This window comes from Domibacillus robiginosus, from assembly GCF_000966195.1.
Classification (GTDB): domain Bacteria; phylum Bacillota; class Bacilli; order Bacillales; family Domibacillaceae; genus Domibacillus; species Domibacillus robiginosus.
In genome coordinates this window covers 11923-27121 of sequence record NZ_LAHL01000065.1, presented here as the reverse complement: position 1 = coordinate 27121, position 15199 = coordinate 11923, and the positions used below count along the sequence as shown (strand labels likewise).

Annotated in this window: 19 protein-coding genes; 5 read left to right on the top strand and 14 right to left on the bottom strand. The window is 36.0% G+C overall.

Annotated features, from left to right (window positions below):
- The coding region (locus tag VP97_RS24375; RefSeq protein WP_216594940.1) for a hypothetical protein at positions 1-257 on the top strand (257 nt) is incomplete at its 5' end.
- Between the two features lie 625 nt (positions 258-882).
- On the opposite strand, the gene VP97_RS24100 is transcribed toward VP97_RS24375, so the two are convergent.
- The 3 genes from VP97_RS24100 to VP97_RS21305 all read right to left on the bottom strand — a co-directional run bounded on the left by VP97_RS24100 (position 883) and on the right by VP97_RS21305 (position 2224).
- Positions 883-1041: a hypothetical protein gene (locus VP97_RS24100; protein WP_156153586.1), complete on the bottom strand. Its 159-nt coding sequence runs from the start codon at positions 1039-1041 to the stop codon at positions 883-885.
- Positions 1042-1335: 294 nt separating this feature from the next.
- Positions 1336-1794 carry a hypothetical protein gene (locus VP97_RS21310; protein WP_050184178.1) on the bottom strand — a complete coding sequence of 153 codons (459 nt, stop codon included), beginning with the start codon at positions 1792-1794 and terminating at the stop codon, positions 1336-1338.
- Positions 1795-1999: 205 nt separating this feature from the next.
- On the bottom strand, positions 2000-2224 hold the full coding sequence (locus VP97_RS21305) for a sporulation protein Cse60 (protein WP_050184177.1): 225 nt from the start codon (positions 2222-2224) through the stop codon (positions 2000-2002).
- A 450-nt stretch (positions 2225-2674) separates the two neighbouring features.
- On the opposite strand from VP97_RS21305, the gene VP97_RS21300 reads away from it, so the two are divergent.
- Positions 2675-3163, top strand: a complete 489-nt coding sequence (locus tag VP97_RS21300; protein WP_050184176.1) for a hypothetical protein — start codon at positions 2675-2677, stop codon at positions 3161-3163.
- Positions 3164-3409: 246 nt separating this feature from the next.
- On the opposite strand, the gene VP97_RS21295 is transcribed toward VP97_RS21300, so the two are convergent.
- Complete coding sequence (locus VP97_RS21295) at positions 3410-3607, bottom strand: hypothetical protein (RefSeq protein ID WP_050184175.1); 198 nt, start codon at positions 3605-3607, stop codon at positions 3410-3412.
- 177 nt (positions 3608-3784) lie between these two features.
- The gene (locus VP97_RS21290; RefSeq protein ID WP_050184174.1) at positions 3785-3967 is read right to left on the bottom strand and encodes a hypothetical protein; all 183 of its coding nucleotides are present in this window, start codon (positions 3965-3967) and stop codon (positions 3785-3787) included.
- Between the two features lie 844 nt (positions 3968-4811).
- Between VP97_RS21290 and VP97_RS21285 the strand changes: the two genes are divergently transcribed.
- On the top strand, positions 4812-6146 hold the full coding sequence (locus tag VP97_RS21285; protein ID WP_172656827.1) for a putative bifunctional diguanylate cyclase/phosphodiesterase: 1335 nt from the start codon (positions 4812-4814) through the stop codon (positions 6144-6146).
- 1268 nt (positions 6147-7414) lie between these two features.
- On the opposite strand, the gene VP97_RS21280 is transcribed toward VP97_RS21285, so the two are convergent.
- The 3 genes from VP97_RS21280 to VP97_RS24315 form a co-directional block, all read right to left on the bottom strand.
- The gene (locus VP97_RS21280; protein WP_050184171.1) at positions 7415-8029 is read right to left on the bottom strand and encodes a stalk domain-containing protein; all 615 of its coding nucleotides are present in this window, start codon (positions 8027-8029) and stop codon (positions 7415-7417) included.
- 477 nt (positions 8030-8506) lie between these two features.
- Positions 8507-9352 (bottom strand): STAS domain-containing protein, encoded by an 846-nt coding sequence (locus VP97_RS21275; RefSeq protein ID WP_050184170.1) that lies wholly within the window; start codon positions 9350-9352, stop codon positions 8507-8509.
- 1198 nt (positions 9353-10550) lie between these two features.
- The gene (locus VP97_RS24315) at positions 10551-10670 is read right to left on the bottom strand and encodes an XtrA/YqaO family protein (RefSeq protein WP_245629956.1); all 120 of its coding nucleotides are present in this window, start codon (positions 10668-10670) and stop codon (positions 10551-10553) included.
- A 235-nt stretch (positions 10671-10905) separates the two neighbouring features.
- Here VP97_RS24315 and VP97_RS23530 point away from each other — a divergent pair, with 235 nt between their 5' ends.
- On the top strand, positions 10906-11073 hold the full coding sequence (locus VP97_RS23530; protein WP_082220491.1) for an aspartyl-phosphate phosphatase Spo0E family protein: 168 nt from the start codon (positions 10906-10908) through the stop codon (positions 11071-11073).
- Between the two features lie 427 nt (positions 11074-11500).
- Here VP97_RS23530 and VP97_RS21270 read toward each other — a convergent pair whose 3' ends face one another.
- A complete protein-coding gene (locus VP97_RS21270) occupies positions 11501-11977 on the bottom strand; it encodes a DUF2238 domain-containing protein (protein WP_050184169.1) in 477 nt (158 codons plus the stop codon).
- A 276-nt stretch (positions 11978-12253) separates the two neighbouring features.
- Here VP97_RS21270 and VP97_RS21265 point away from each other — a divergent pair, with 276 nt between their 5' ends.
- On the top strand, positions 12254-12433 hold the full coding sequence (locus VP97_RS21265) for a YjcZ family sporulation protein (RefSeq protein WP_050184168.1): 180 nt from the start codon (positions 12254-12256) through the stop codon (positions 12431-12433).
- A gap of 449 nt (positions 12434-12882) precedes the next feature.
- Here the strand turns inward: VP97_RS21265 and yqbG are convergent, their stop codons facing one another.
- The 5 genes from yqbG to VP97_RS21245 form a co-directional block, all read right to left on the bottom strand.
- Entirely contained in the window at positions 12883-13272 is a 390-nt protein-coding gene (gene yqbG, locus VP97_RS21260) for a protein YqbG (protein ID WP_050184167.1), read from the bottom strand.
- A 5-nt stretch (positions 13273-13277) separates the two neighbouring features.
- A complete protein-coding gene (locus VP97_RS24810; protein ID WP_281175129.1) occupies positions 13278-13403 on the bottom strand; it encodes a hypothetical protein in 126 nt (41 codons plus the stop codon).
- Entirely contained in the window at positions 13400-13582 is a 183-nt protein-coding gene (locus VP97_RS21255; RefSeq protein WP_050184166.1) for a hypothetical protein, read from the bottom strand. The genes VP97_RS24810 and VP97_RS21255 overlap by 4 nt, the downstream gene beginning before the upstream one ends.
- 143 nt (positions 13583-13725) lie before the next feature.
- On the bottom strand, positions 13726-14751 hold the full coding sequence (locus tag VP97_RS21250; RefSeq protein WP_050184165.1) for an STAS domain-containing protein: 1026 nt from the start codon (positions 14749-14751) through the stop codon (positions 13726-13728).
- A gap of 163 nt (positions 14752-14914) precedes the next feature.
- Entirely contained in the window at positions 14915-15169 is a 255-nt protein-coding gene (locus VP97_RS21245) for a hypothetical protein (protein ID WP_050184164.1), read from the bottom strand.
- Between the last annotated feature and the right edge of the window lie 30 nt (positions 15170-15199).

The following is a 15199-nucleotide window of genomic DNA, read 5'->3' as shown; positions in this document are numbered from 1 at the left end:
GATGCGGCTTTTTAGTTTATGCTTTTTATGTTCTTTTTAAAAGCTCTATTAGTGAGGTGAGCTTTCTAGAAAGGCTTGCTTTTAATCAAATCCTTTTCTTCACAGCAACTCTGGGCTTTTCCCCGCTCACGCACCCAGTAGTCATTTTAATAAAGCTACTTGTGTACTCCGTATTGGCTGCTGCCCGCAATGTTCATACATCATTGTTCTTGTATAAACTTTACCACATCATAGCCGCACTTGTTACAAACCATTAAATGAGGACAAATTTGATTTTTCGCTGTGTTGGGATAGCCATCACCCATTTTAACCGTTTCTTCATCATTATAATGACCATACGGGTCTAAAAAGTCTGATACCTTACCAGAATCGTCTAATCGAGAATGACATGTGGGACAGTCCAGTTCCAGTACTTTTAATGAGTTACATAAAGGACACATTGCCATAAGTATCACTCCTTTGTACTTTCCCATGTAGTATCCAGTTTTTTGACGATACTATGTACCCTAATAAAAAGTAAAAGGACCGCGCATATTCAGCTCGTTCGAATTTAACAATAGAACTTCCTTCACTGCCGCTATTTCATAGCCGGGCTAAGCGCTGTCCTCATACGCTTTTTTTGAAAAGTAATATGTAATCATTTATTCAGCTTATATAGAAAAAAACGTTTTGAACGTTTGCTTATCGGGTATAATGTAAATAGGTGCATATTACGACTGCGGTACTTAACCAGGATTTAACGACCTCATGGCACCTGTGAGGTCTTTCTTTGTATAAATATCCTCTCAGGATCATTTGGGCAGCTTGCTGTTATGGAAAAGCAAATCAAAGATTGTGGTCTAGAAAAAATAACGTAACTCTGCCAGATAGCCGTTTTTTTGTTTAACGAAGCTTCCGCTGCTTTTTAAGTGCTGCTACTGCAATTATTCCAGTGAGCACGATCGTAATAGGTGCTTCTAGCTGGTTAAGATGGATATATGCTTGTACTGTCTCAATTAAATCATTCATAAGGTAATTTAAACTAGGAATTTCTGTTGTCATTATGCTTTCTCCTGATGTTTTCTTTTATCATATAACACACAGGAGGTTCTTCGCTAATTTCTTGATAACTTTTCCTCTTTTTTCTCCACGTTCTCTCACCGACTATATTTTTTTGCCCTGTCCAAACGATATTTCAGCATAGAGAAAAAAATAGCTGCTTCATTGAATACCTTTTCTGCAAAGTTTGAATGAGAAAAAGTTTCTTTACATTCCAGCATAATTTATCTTATTTTTCCTTTACTGCTAATTGCTCTGTGTATTTGAGCATAAAAAATAGCACCCTGTGTGGGATGCTTAGTTTGCCTTTACCTTTATATCAAGTATTAATTCATGTTCTTTCAGTGAATTGGCTCTTTCTTTTTCAAAGATTGGTCTTATAGTCAGTGGTATTCTTTCTGCCGCGTACTTCCAGGCGTTTTCTTCTGCTTTCATACTGTATCTTTTTAATTCCCACCATAACTCTGCTCTATCACCTTCTTGATTTATTCGCTTTTGATATTCAAAAATTTTTCTGTCCATTTTCATTAAGTCAGGATCTAGATGATGACCGTACTCGTGCATGATAACGATAAAAGAATATACTTCTAGATCAATATTCTTTCTTTTCGACCCTTCTATGATTCTTTTTTCATTAATTTCTATCTTACCTCTTCCAAGATATTTTCCCTGATCGTACATATCCATATTTGATTCTACTTGGATACTTCTGTCAATTCGACTAAACATATATTTAGCTACTTTTAAAATATCCATTACTGTCCCCTCCTTTTGACTTACATTTCGACAAACGGAATTCATTTCCCTTTACCTTGTACTTCCTGATGCTGTGTTAAAGTATTCGATTGACTTTCTCAGCAAAAGTAACCGCAATGAAAACAAGAAGGCTATGTAACTTTGCCATTGGCGAGATTTTATTTTAAGCAAAGAAAAAAGCCACCTCTTACCAGGGTGACAACTGTTAATGATTAACTATATTTTTATATATAACTAAAGCCGTACAATGAATGTTAGGTTGTCCCTCAGTCTCTTTGTGAGTACTAGTTGATAAAGGAACGATATTATATTTTATATCAATTAATTGGCCTTCACATAACTGATGGTAAATAAAAAGGTTAATATTTCTCGTTAATTCATCGAATGTATTACTTTCAAAACTTTTTACTGAATAATACCGTTTATTCATTTTTCCCCTCTCTTTTCTCATATTATTTCAGTGAACAGATCAAATACCCTAAAAATTGCAAACCGGATTATTAAATGGATGGTTGATGATGTTATTTACGTTTACTACTATGATCATTTTATTTGAGTAAGGACTTTTTTATGTTAGCTAATGAAACGAATGATAGCGCTCTGTATATGATTCCCTTTAAATGCTGTCGATTACCTTTTTTCATCTGCATTCAAAATAAAAAAAAGCTATCACACCGCACATTGATGTCACCGTCGCCCTATGTATTGTATATTTTTTTCTCTCTTCCAAAATAGCATCGTCGATATACGTATCCGATTGCTTCCTCCTTCAAAACCTCAATCTGCCGTTTATTTATTATGGAAAAGCAGGCAATCTTCTTATACAACATAAAAATAAGTGAATACTCTGCTAAGGTAACGTTAAAAGGGGGAATTTAAAGTGAAAATGGATGACATGTTAAAGGATCTTTTAGCAAAAGCAAACTTATATGGACTGCTCGCAAAAAAATACGAGTATGTAGATCCTCAAAAGCATATGTGTTATTATCAAAAGCATTTTCATTACGTGATGAAGGTTGAACAGCATTATATGATGCTTGAGGGACGTAACCATGCCCCCAAAAAGATGCCTAAAGGATGTGGATGTAACAAAGCTCCCCAAATGATGCCTGAGAGACATAACAATGCTCCTCATATGATGATGCCTGAGAGTTCTAACAATGCTCCTCATATGATGATGCCTGAGAGACATAACAATGCTCCTCATATGATGATGCCCGAGAGTCATAATAACGCTCCTCATATGATGCCTGAGGGATATGACAACGCTCCTCATATGATGCCTGAGGGATATGGCAATGCTCCTCATATGATGCCCGAGGGATATGGCAATGCTCCTCACACAATGCCCGGACGGTTTCCAATGTAATTCATTTTATTGAGAAGTCGTTTTTCACGGCTTCTTTTTAGTTAAAGAACGATTTTAGCTTTTTTCCTCCCCCTACGGTCTGCTTGGATTCTTTGCTCCTGGCATTCCCATCTCCCTTCACTCCATTTCTTATTTAAAAGATATGTTTTTGTTACTGTCCCTTCCGGCTACTCGTTTTGTTTATTTGAACATAAAAAAAGCACCCATTTATTTGGATGCGGCTGCGAAAAAGCAGGCTACAAATACTTAAACAGGTCTGCTCTCTATCACTTCAAATCGATCCTTACTCAAATGCAATTTCTTGCTTAGGGCGTCTTCTGCCAGATCGCTTGAGTCAATAATGGATGTACTATTAATCTCTACTATTTCATAAGAATAGTTGCGATTAGGCACTAATTGGCCTGCCTTCATATCAAATCTTCGGTATTTCACTTCTACTTTCATACAACTCTCCCACCTTTACCTTTAGTTTTAGCGATCAACTTCCTTTACCCCCGACTTATGCTAATAGCTGTCTTGTCCGTTTCTTTCCTTTACCCATTTTTGAACTGTACTTGTCCGCCCTTGAAATTGTTTTTGAGCAAAGAAAAAGGGCCCTGTAGGTGCTAAATGAAACCAAATTCACGTCATACTGATCACCTTTAATTTGTATTTACTTATATGCAGCTTTTTACTTAATGCTTCTTCAACCAGCTTTCTTACACCACCAGCTAAATCCGGATTTATTTCTACTTGGTCATATTTCTGTATGCCTTCTAGCATCCCATTAGAGTCCAGACAGTAATAACTCACTTTTATTTTCAATTCATCATCTCCATCTACCTTACATTCGATTAAAGAAGATAATTTCCTTCCTTATTGTCCGGGTAAGGTGAACAATACGAAGATCAAACAAGTAATTGATTTGGGCATCACGTACCAGCTTCGTGAATAGTCAGATAGTAAAAGCAGCCGCTGCGATAATGGCGACAATGCTCCATTTAAAAGCTCTATAAAAAATATGGCCTCACCGGATTGTAGCAGGAAGAAAATGATTTCCCCTCCCCACCCGGCACTGTTTTTTACTTCCTCCTGTATAAGGCATCCCTACGGCGAGAATTGTTTATTGATTTCCCCTGAATTTTTGCTCAAAACCTTTTAATGTTATTTTTATTGTGTTTAAGGTACTATTAAATGGTTATTTTAAACCAGATAACATTTCTTACATCCCATTCTTTTTTATAATACATAGCTCCATGTAACTAAAAAACTTATCTTTTCCTTACCCATCACAATTATTTAGGAGTCAAAGATGAAGATATCCCAAAAAACAAACATAATTATTTGGATCATCTCTATACTTTTACTAATCTCTCCTGCTTTTTTGGATTCTCTTTCAGGAGAAAATATCGAAATTGTCTGGATCATTCAATTAATTCCGATTTACTTGATATCCTTTTATTTTTCTTATCTTAGTGTTGGTTTCATAGGTTTCCTTTCAGTAATCATCCACTTGTGTTTTGAGATTATCGAGTATGTTGAACAATCGTCTTTTCAGTTTTACGATTCCCAAATGTTGATCGGCCTAACTATTATTAAAGCCGTTTATACGATTGGAAAAATAAATCAAATGAGGAATACAGAAAAGAAACAATTCGAGCTTGAAAAGTTGAATAAAACACTGGCCGAAAAATCACAAAAACTTCAACATATGGCTTTTTATGATGAATTAACAGGATTGCCAAATAGGTACATGCTGAATGAACACTTACATAATGCCCTTGTACAGTGCAGGGATAAGAAACAGCAGCTCGCTGTGTTATTTCTTGATCTTGATAAGTTTAAGTCGATTAATGATGCTCTGGGTCATGGTGTTGGGGATCTTTTACTGCAGCAGGTCAGCGAGAGGCTAGTTTCTATCATAAAAAATGGAGGCTTTGCAGCACGCCATGGCGGCGATGAATTTATTATTGTATTGGAAAATACCAATAAAGAACATGTTGTAAAAATAATAAATCTTATTTTATTCAGGTTTATAGCACCCTTTGTACTCAATAAGAAAAAATATTTTATCACTCCAAGTATTGGTATCAGTATGTATCCGAATGATGCGGAAAATGAAGAAACACTTATTAAATATGCAGATAGGGCCATGTATGCAGCAAAAGAGCATCCTTCAAAAAACTATAGCTTTTATACCTTTGCCCGAGAGGAAGCTGTTAATCGCAGGCTGCAGCTGCAAAATGATTTAAGATTAGCCAGCAGGAATAAAGAGCTGCAGGTTTACTATCAGCCTAAAGTAAATTTAAAAACCGGGGAGATGATAGGAGTGGAGGCATTACTTCGCTGGAAGCATCCTACATTCGGGTTTGTTTCTCCTATGGAATTTATTCCCCTGGCAGAAGAAAGCGGCTTGATGATACCCATTGGAAAATGGGTTCTTAAAAAAGCCTGTGAGCAAAATCGAAAGTGGTACGACGCTGGTTTTCCCTCCATCAGTATGGCCGTTAATGTATCCATTCAGCAGTTTCATGATGAACAATTCATAGAGAACGTTAAAGAAATTTTATTAGAGACAGAACTGAATCCCGAACTTCTTGAACTAGAAATTACAGAGAGCATTATGCAAAATATCAAAAAGGAGCTTCCGATTATAAAAGAATTGAAAAAGCTGGGGGTCAGGATTTCAGTAGATGATTTTGGCACTGGTTATTCTTCTTTAAGTGTTCTTTCTCAGCTGCCAATCGATTACTTAAAAATTGATCAGTCTTTTGTAAAAGAAGCACTGTCAAACCCATCTATACGTGCAGTTACAAAAACGATTATTCAGTTAGGTCATAATTTAAAGTTTGACCTTATTGCTGAAGGTGTTGAAACAGAGGAGCAGGCCCACTTTCTTTTGAGTCATGGCTGTCAAATAGGCCAGGGATACCTTTTTTCTAAACCACTACCACCAAATGAAATAGAAAAACAATTGAAAATTGGCTGTCATCCATTCAGATAGCTTATTACTTCTTTAAGGGAGAGGGTGCGAACCTTTCGCCATCTCCCCGTCTGTACTGCCATACATCTACATGATTGGCTTTTGACCTTTTCATGGAGCAGCCTTCTTCATAAAACAAGAAAAAGACTGACGTTTTTTTGACCTCCCATTTTCCGTCATCCGCAGAACCAGGTTAGCGAGAGCTGATTTATCCTCGTGCTTGTTCCAAAAAAACATCAGACGGTTCAAGCATAAACGAATAGTACACCGTTTTGTATGGGTCCTTCCTTTCAGGCTTTATACCTCAAATTCAAAAACCATGCTTTGTTTTCTTGATATTGGGTAAACAAATAATTCAAAGATTTCTTTAACAGGACTGAACTGTTCGGATGATTTTGGTCTGCAGATTTAGCTTCAAGCTTCGTTGTTTCGGTTATTTTCATCAAAAAAAGTCTGAAAACAAACCCTCAGAACAGAATGATCAAACATTCAAAGACAAGGATAAATGCTTGTACTAAAACGTTCCTAATATTTTTGTTTTCTGCCACTATTCATTTTTATCCACTCTTTAGTCTCTGATATGGCGGCTGCCTCTTTTCTTTATTTTGGCTCAACTATTTCATTTATCAATTTTCAAGTTTAAAACCTTTCGCTCAGCCAGAGGCCAAAACAATATAACACTTGCGAGGAGCTGATATGATGAACCCTTCTTTGTGGATTTTTATGTTCCTTCTTTTTTCAATTGTTATTACTTTCAGCTACTACTGGGAGAAAAATGATTAATCCATTTGTAGTGATCGATAAAGGGAAATGTCCCTTTTGTGTTAATGAAGCCGACCCATCCTCCCTGGATAGGCGGCTAGTTTTATTTGATCTTCATCTGCTCGATCGTTATTTCAAATCGGGGTGAAGCACTTTGAAACATGTAAATCAATGATTTGACTTTCGTCATCCCAGCACCTAATTTAACACATCTTTACTACCTTTCACATCATTGTCCGAAACAGGCTGTATTACCAGTTGCAGCATGCCTGCTTCAGCCTGTTTTATTTTACTGAACTTTTTTAGACCTGCACCCTCTTTTACCGTTACATGCGGCGGTCCCTCCAGCAGTTTCACTTGACGATACTATGTGGTAGCAATTTTCATCTAATGATAATAAAATCTTCTCGAACACAATTGGTTGCAGCACTTCATGTTTCTTAATGCTGACTTCGAGTGAATAAAATGCATTTCATTTAGATAGGACTATGTTCAGGCTTTCCTTCGGTATACAATCAACAACGAATTTATTTAAGAGAGAGCGTAATATCAGTGTTTCCCTGAGAACCCACATATTTATTTTCAGATCCCTTGTAATTGAGGTCGTAAACGTAGCCTGTTTTTACATCAGTAAAAGTCATTTTAGTTTCTGAGAGTTTCCCAGTCACTTTATTTACAGAGGATCTAATAGTTAGTTGTCCTTCAAATGTATTGGTGGTTGGATTAAAGGCAGTCATTTTTAATTGAATGTCTCCCCGCAGACCATTATATGCTTCATAATAAGTACCATAGTAAGGAACTTGTAATTTTATCCCTAATAAACTTAATAATTTTGAAGAAGTGATTATATCCGCTGACATTGTCGCTGAACTATAATTCACACTTGCACCTAACATCTCAGCAACATCTCGAATCGGGACATATGTGGTATTATTTGAGTACCATGTACTCTTAGAGACCGCTTTGCCGTTTACGTTTAGAGCTATACGATTTTTATGTACTTCCTCCTTCTCTACTGTGGCAATATTGCCTCGTGGAGTTTTGTATTGATCAATAACTGTTCCCGCATAGACGCCTACTCCACCCGATAACAAAGATAGCCCTAGTGCACCGCTAATTAAACTTTTTTTACTAATTTTCATAATTTCAATGCCTCCTTATTTTTTGCACTTTATTATTTCAACAAAAGGAGTTATTTTCCTGCTTTATTTTCTAGTAATGCTTCTAACTCGTCCGCCTATCCTTTTTGAGGCAGGCGTATTTCTACCCATTCATTCTTCTATTTCCCGCCGGCTCAATTTCTCCTGATCTGACTCCATATCTTCGTTATACCAGCTACCCCAGTTAAAAATGACACATTGAGTGCACCCTATACCGTCCAAAATTCATGTTGGCAGTCACGATTGTACTTTTATCTACTACCTCTCCTTTTTGAATCTCCTCACTACCGGTAAAAAAAGCTTTTCATGGCATTAAAAAAGACCTTTACTTGCTTTTGTTTAGCGGCTTTATCTACATACGACATATGTGTAATCGTTGCATTTACTAGCTCTCTTTCCTATTTCTATACTTTTCTCCATAAAAAAAGAATCGTAAGCGATGCTACGATTCTTTTTGCTTTATTTAGAAACCTCTGTCTGATAATTTAATGCTTTTGACAATGTGGAAACAACTGGAATTTTATCAAAGGAAAGGCCGAGCTGAATTGTAGTTTGTGCAATTTCAGGCCGGATTCCGGATAAAGTTGTTTTTACACCAATTAAGCTTAATGCCTCATATAATTGAAAAATTTGTTGCGCAACCATCGTATCGATTGCCACCACTCCAGATAGATCGATGAAAAGGTAGTCTAACCTTTTTTCGACACATTGTTCTAATGTGTTTTCCAATATTAATTTAGCACGTTCAGTATCAATATCTCCAACTATCGGCAGCAAGCCAATATGTTCGTTAAGTTGAATGACCGGCGAACTTAACTCGTAAATGAGTTCCTGGTGGCTTTGTAATCTTTTTTTCAAATAATAGTTATGCTCCTCTACAAACCAAGCAGTAACCTTATCCATTGTATCGATAATCATTTTATTACAGATTTTAATATCTTCTTGAGTATACTCGTCTTTATGTAAGTTCATAAACTCTTCGACTAGATCCACATATTGATTTCGGGTTCTATGAAATTCTTTTAATATCGATTGTGAAGGGGTGGTTAGATGATTTTGATCACTAGCTACTTCTATTATCCATTCTTCTAGTTTTTTTAAAAAGGTTGATTCTTCCATTATGAATAATTCAAAAAAGTGTTCATGAAAGTTGTTATTTTGCTTTTTCAGATTTACAATTTCTTTTTCATTTGAAGAAGTATAAACTCCGGAAGATTTATCTTTTTCTAAAGTTTCGTACCATTCCTCTGTTAAGCGATCAGTTTGATTTAATAAATAATTATAAAGATTTCTGTACTTTTCCAATGACATTTCCTCCTGATTAACTAAAAATCACTGTAATTTTACTATTATTTTATCTCAATTAAGAAAAAGTGGCTATCCATCAATAATCCCCATAAATTTACTTAACGACTCCTCTTTCTCTTGTCTGCTTAGTCCCGGAATCTCTATTTACTACGGGAGAAAGTACGTAATGGCAGTTCACCCTCTCACCTGCAGGCAAAGATGGATCACTAGGAGTTAACCGTCATTTTCTTCTCCTTTTTCTTTTTTCTGTTTTTATACAAAAAAAGGACATCAAACAGTGCACAGATTTCATGACTGTTCAGTTTCCTTCTGATGGCTGAGAGAACTTCTATTACCCCCTGAAAAATATCAATATATACCATGAAAATCTGGTCGATCTACTAAATCTCTATCAACTTCATTTAAAAGGTTATATCTCTTTATAAGAGAGTGGAACTCCTTATTTTCAACGATGAAGCACAAATACATTAAAAAGATAATCTCGAAAGGTGGAAATGCGCTTTGATAATTTGTGCGTATTTTTGTTTTTCGCCTTCTTCTATATTTGAGTCCCTGTCTAAAAATAGAAGTAAAATATATAAATTTTTGCAACAATGTGAAGTAACTTCTGAATATGTTTTAGCTGTTTCACTGATGCATTTTCAATGATATGAATATAAGGGAGGTGTTGGATATGCGAATTTTCATGAATTCGTTTAAGTTTATTATTGAAAAATTCTATAATTCTTTTAAATACTGCTTTTCCTAAAAAACCAGCTCGCTTTCTTGATAGTTTATAGTGTTTACTATTTCATGATGCAGAAAAAAGCATGTTAAGGAATGTGCTTTTAAACTGTTGGATCTTCATAGTTTTATGAGGGGACTCTGGAACTTTTCTTGTTTCTTCTAGCTCATTACGAGTTAATGTCAATTCTGTTCTTTGCAAAGATAGCTCTTGGCTTTGGATTCTAATAGCATGAATGGCGAAAAAATACTTGCTAAAGAGAGAAAGCGAATTGTGATGCTCCAAAGAAATTCTCTACTGTACCCCACTCTTGAAAGATACCAATAGGAGTAGATTTTCCGGAAAAAACAAATATCACAACTGGCATAGCAATTGCAGAGAAAATCGTTCCAAAACCCACATACAACCATATTTTTTGTACATCTTTGTCTTGTAATTCCTTATTATCATATACTAAAACCCTTCCCCCTTTTACTGTATCATCAGCTTCACTTTAAGCCGGTGATTGACAATCTTATATTCCCCATGTGTTGGCAGCTCCCTGACTTTAACTTTCCCATCACAAATCACTATGACACATGCACTATTCATTTCCACTAAATCCAATCACAGCTTTATTGAGGAAACCTCAATTATAATACCTCTTATAGATGAAACGTCCCAAGTCTGTTAAAATAAAATGGCGAGTAATACTTCAAAGGCCGAGGACTTGTTCTCGGCTTTTTTTGATAAAAAATACATTTTTCGACAATTATGTATTCCCTTTTATAGATAAATGTTCTATAATCTTCCTAAAGATGGTTACTATAAACTCAGGAGGAACGTCATGAATTATAACCAAGGCGCTTTTTGTGACTTACTTGCACGCATTAATAACCTTCGCCATCTGATGATGACAGCTGGACAGCAATACGGCCTTGGCAGCCAAGAAACGTTGCAGTACAGTGAACAATTAGATGAACTGATTCTTCAATATCAATTTCAAAATAGATGATTCAATTTAAAGCCGGAGGAGTTTCGGCTTTTTTATTTAATTTCAAAACCAATAGTTTCTTTTTCTTTCTTATAGGTATCTATACCTCGGTAACGTGGAGAGAAAAGTATGGATAAAGAAAAAGATGGAATCAATTATTTGCTGCTAGAAATAGAAAAGAATCGTGAATTATAAAACGCTGCCATTCAGTTACAAGGAATTTCTAGCCAAGAAGGATTGAATCACAGTGAAGAGTTAAATAAATTGATTTTCCATCGCATTCTTGTAAAACAAAACTTATTTTGTTTTAGTTAGATTTTTTTCTAAGCCCAGCATAACTAGCTATGATCATTGCTCCTATTAAACCCGCTACCAAATCTGTCATTGTATCCTTATGACTTTCTGCGTTCAAAGCACCTATCATTTTCCCGGCAAACTCAGCACTTTCCTACAGAACACTGATCATCACTGCAAGTGACAAAACAAACAAAAAGATCATCCATCGCGAAACTTCTCTTTGTAACTTCTTTGGTAAAAGAAAGTTGTAAAGAGCTATGTCAACAAAGCCCGAAAAAGCACTTCCAAAGAAATGAAACATTGTATCCCACCATGGAAACCGATCATAAAATTTCAAGGTAGCTCCTAAAAAAAGCGTGCAAAATAATAAAAAATAGTAGCTGATAATCGAAGGCAAATTAAAGGGAGTCTTTTTTAAAAATAAAAAGGAAATGGGCAGTGCACCACAAAAAATCGTGCCAATTCCAGCTGGCCAGGTTGAGAAATTTCCATCTAACATATTTCGAATAACAACTACTGTCACCAGGACAGCAAATGTGATACTTAAAAACAAAATAACTTTCTTTTTCAAGCCATCACCATCTAAAAAGTTTTTCTTAGTATGCTCAATAAAGATCTTCTCAACCAATGATTAGAACAGCTGCCCCTTTATTCAATTTTGTAGCATACTAATAGTAATAATTATTTGAATATTTTCTTTAAAGTAGCTCACACTGGTACAGTCAGCTCTGGGCCTTTCCCCATAGATGACACGTTCTCCTGCAGCTGGATAGATCCTGGCTGCTTTTTTATGCAAATCCCCTATTATCTTTTACCTCATGGATAAAGTTTTCTTCTATAAGGTCATTTACACAATCCTTACCCTTAACTTCTCAATACTATATAGAAGTAGGAGGTGATAGCCATGAGCTATGAAAACAAAGGTGGGTCTGAAGACAAAGGTGGATACGGATATGGATCTGGCTTTGCACTTGTTGTTGTCTTATTTATTCTTCTGATTATTATCGGTGCCTCTTATGTAAAGGGAGACTATGGATATGACAGTAAGGGACACTATGGATATGGTGGTAAAGGATACTACTAAGTGCCGCTTACTTTCTGTCGGGCACTCCTGAATTAACTCAGCTTTTTCAAAGCCTCCTTAGCACCCAATACTCTTTTAGTATAAATTTGACTGTATATTAAATAGATACAGTCAAATTTATTTTTTTGTATAAACTTTCATCCGACAGGTCATAATGGTAATGCTACAATCCAAACCCAACTCCCATAACGCGTAACCTTGTCTACAGTCGGGTCCCTCATACCTGACTGCTTTTTTATGCACCTCCCTTCGATTCTTCATCATTTCCAGATGTTTCAGCGTTATTTATCCTTCTGGCAAAATACCATTAATATGCGTGCCTTGCATATCGTTCCCTCTATAAAAAACCTCAATCTGTCTCTTTATTATCTAAAAGCAGGTGATCCTCTTATACAACTTAAAAATAAGTGTGGATTGTCAACACTGATGAGTAAGCAGCTTCTTATAGCTCATAGCACCCTCATCCGTACCTGGATATTGCCTGGATCCGCTGGCTCCTCTTTTTTAATAAAGGGTTTAAGCAAATTTAATACGTCCGGCATTTTGTTGCCCCCTATTCCTGAAACAGTATAAGAATAATCACCGATCTTCTCACTTTTGATACCTTTTGTAAGCGACTCACCTGAATTGACCAAGGCAAAATACTGAGCCAACTTATGTATGGCCAGCCTTGCCGCCTGTGGAAGTGGCTGGTAGGCTTCATCTGTAAAATCATGACCGACAATTCCTTTCACTTCTACTTCCGCTTCCAGGATGTCCAATTCTAGCAGGTCAACTTCCCAGTTTTTCACTTCATCAAAGGCTGTGTAATTTACTAACTCTTCAGATGTGATCAGCATAGCTTTTAACCTTCCAGTTCTTGAAGCTCAAGAATAAGTGAGATCCGCTCTTCCTCGTTCTTTGTTTCATCTGGGTTGCCGCCAAGAAAGGTAATGACTTCTTTTTGTTGTTCTGCATTTAACTTTTTCAAATTAGTTGATGTATAGAATGATCCGTCTCTTCGTCTACTACCTCCTCCAGATCTTCATATGTACCAAGCAGTTGATCAATCTCTTCCCCCGACACTTCCACCGGTTCAGCGGCATAAAAAAAGCGCCCTCCACCAATATGAAGGGCTCCCTTTTTATGTTTGTATTGTACTTTAGGCAATTTAACTACCTCCTAGCATTCCATTTATTCTAAAAAAGCCTTTGACGCTGACACATTGAAAATCATGTTTCTGATATCACTTTTAACACAGACAAAAAAATAAAGCTGGTAGAAAGACAGCTTTATTTTTTAGAAATTAACTTTTATTTTTTCTTCTCAACTATTTCAAAACCATTTAATCCAATCGCAGCCTCTACTCCTTTTTCCAGGCTTGAAAAAGTACGAACTTCACTCATATTTAGGGTAGTATTTGTAATCTCAATAGCAAGTTTCGAAGAAATTCCCACCATGAAACACTCAGCTCCTAGTAAACGAACAGATTCGATTAGTTTTTGAATCCCAAACATAGTAAATTCGTCAACGCTAGTAATAGCAGTTACATCAATCAGAAGGAAATTTGCCTTCTGACGAGATATTTCAATTAGAGCATTCTCAAGCAAATCTGACAGTCGTTCTTGGTTGTACTTGCCGATCAAAGGTATGACTAGGATACCCTTCAAAACTGGTATAATAGGCGAAGACAACTCCTTAACCAAGGATGATAATTCCTCGGTGCGTTCCTCTACTTTTTCCTCTAACTCCTTAATACTTTGTTGCTCCTTTTGTCTCGCTAATTCATGAATATTTTTTGCAGGAGTACTGCTTGAAGGGAATATCTCAATTTCATCGAATTCTTTACCTTCCGCTTGGCTCTTGTTAATCTTGTACCACATATCTTGTTTAAAGAGCCCCGCAAAGACACCTGACCAATGACTAGGCAATATCACTTCCGTATTTTTTCTTTTGGAATCTTTAAAAATTCTATGCGCCCAATTATCCTCTAATTGAACAATTGCTCTTTTTTCCTCAAAAGAATAATAAGTAACTGTAAATTTTCCCCATCCAGCAGTTTTATAAATATCACTGTATTCGGTAAGAAGTTGTTCAATATCTTCCTTACGTTCTTGGTAATATGAACTTACTAGATGCCCCATCCGATAAAAAGTTGCTTCATATACAGCCTTGGACACTTCAGTGCCAGAAACCTCTTCAATTGTATTTAAAAACAATTCAATGGCAGAATCCCATAGTAAAAGTGCTGGTGCACCATCAAAAGTAAATAACCCTCTTTCTTCATTCCAGATAATTTCATTTTTATTTACTTGGACTTTTAAATTTGGTTTAGTCATTGGTCGTCACCTTCATGTTGTAATTTATGTTTATTAGTAAGGGAAAACAATTTACTTCCTTCATACTTTAAGGTAACAGTTAAGGAAAATCAACATTATCTCTTTACGGAGCCAAAAAAAAAAGAACCCTTTAAGGTTCTCGGGTAATGTGCTCGTTGTTAAGTTAAAAATTGCTTTTCTTTTTGTTTCTAGACTTTAAATCATCGTATTCTTCCCACACAATATAAGCAATCCCCACAAATAAGGATAATAGGCCAAAATTGCTTAATGTGTTACCAACATAGATCAACATGCTATTAAAAATCTGTGCGTCCCAACTCGGTCCTCCTGCATCATAAATAGCAGCAGCTAAATACTTAGATGCTATTAAAAAGGCGGCTATCATGATAAATGCTACTCCAGTTCCTCTTTTACTCATTTTCAAGCCTCCTTTAGCAGCTAATTTTAC

Bases quoted from the DNA above. Each gene is read 5' to 3' on its own strand.
- VP97_RS24100 (WP_156153586.1), bottom strand. From the start codon at position 1,041: ATGACAACAGAAATTCCTAGTTTAAATTACCTTATGAATGATTTAATT.
- VP97_RS21310 (WP_050184178.1), bottom strand. From the start codon at position 1,794: ATGGATATTTTAAAAGTAGCTAAATATATGTTTAGTCGAATTGACAGA.
- VP97_RS21305 (WP_050184177.1), bottom strand. From the start codon at position 2,224: ATGAATAAACGGTATTATTCAGTAAAAAGTTTTGAAAGTAATACATTC.
- VP97_RS21295 (WP_050184175.1), bottom strand. From the start codon at position 3,607: ATGAAAGTAGAAGTGAAATACCGAAGATTTGATATGAAGGCAGGCCAA.
- VP97_RS21280 (WP_050184171.1), bottom strand. From the start codon at position 8,029: ATGAAAATTAGTAAAAAAAGTTTAATTAGCGGTGCACTAGGGCTATCT.
- VP97_RS24315 (WP_245629956.1), bottom strand. From the start codon at position 10,670: ATGAATAGTGCATGTGTCATAGTGATTTGTGATGGGAAAGTTAAAGTC.
- VP97_RS23530 (WP_082220491.1), top strand. From the start codon at position 10,906: ATGAATTATAACCAAGGCGCTTTTTGTGACTTACTTGCACGCATTAAT.
- VP97_RS21265 (WP_050184168.1), top strand. From the start codon at position 12,254: ATGAGCTATGAAAACAAAGGTGGGTCTGAAGACAAAGGTGGATACGGA.
- yqbG (WP_050184167.1), bottom strand. From the start codon at position 13,272: ATGCTGATCACATCTGAAGAGTTAGTAAATTACACAGCCTTTGATGAA.
- VP97_RS21250 (WP_050184165.1), bottom strand. From the start codon at position 14,751: ATGACTAAACCAAATTTAAAAGTCCAAGTAAATAAAAATGAAATTATC.
- VP97_RS21245 (WP_050184164.1), bottom strand. From the start codon at position 15,169: ATGAGTAAAAGAGGAACTGGAGTAGCATTTATCATGATAGCCGCCTTT.